1 protein-coding gene is annotated in these 743 nt (G+C 41.5%); it reads left to right on the top strand.

Annotated features, from left to right (window positions below; translation table 11 throughout):
• Nucleotides 1–355: 355 nt before the first annotated feature.
• Nucleotides 356–715 (top strand): hypothetical protein, encoded by a 360-nt coding sequence (locus A3738_RS10585; RefSeq protein WP_068502861.1) that lies wholly within the window; start codon nt 356–358, stop codon nt 713–715.
• Nucleotides 716–743: the final 28 nt, after the last annotated feature.

The following is a 743-nucleotide window of genomic DNA, read 5'->3' on the forward strand; positions in this document are numbered from 1 at the left end:
GAACGCTCGTTTGTTTGTCAATAAATAGATTCACTGACTCAATATCGTCTACAAGACTCCCTAGATGGATGTTGTAATACAGATCTATAGTGCGTTCCCAATATGCCAATACTTTTTCGTTCACGTTTAGGTACAGCATTACGAGCCTCCTCTTCAGCGTTTAACCAATGCTACTGAATGCGAAATAGCTTCTTCCATCAGTTATTAATCAACGATGAGTTCGAATACTTCGATCAATAATTGTTCGCTTTTATGATCATTTTTTTCGTTCTTTCGAGACGAATAAATCTTCTTTTTTCGAAGTGACGTGGATGACAGGATGACACCTACGGTTCACAACGATGGAGACTCGTAAATGAAGACTGTACATAAATACCTTCTCGAGAATGAAGGCAAGGACACAACCTTAAAGCCTAAGGAAGGGTTCAAGGTTCTTCACTGTCAGCGAGTATTAGTTGATAAAGCCATTTACTTGTGGGTAGAAGAACCTTTGCCGGCGGAAACGCCTTCGGTAAATGAGACCTTTCGCATTGTGAAATCTGGCGACCCTGTTCCCGTATTAAGTCAGCATGTTGCTACGACAGTCGATGTTTATGCTCCCGAGGCATATCACGTATTTCAGGTGTCTCGTCAGATTGTTTCTACTGGAAACGAAGCCCAATCCACCATAGCGCAAGAAGCTAAAGCACCGCTGTATTTACCATTGAGAGCTTAATTTTGGAGGCCTTTGAGAAAGTTAATTA

The sequence above is a fragment of the Oleiphilus sp. HI0066 genome (assembly GCF_001635725.1).

Excerpts from the sequence above, each read along its gene's own strand:
- A3738_RS10585 (WP_068502861.1), top strand. The coding sequence starts at position 356 with ATGAAGACTGTACATAAATACCTTCTCGAGAATGAAGGCAAGGACACA.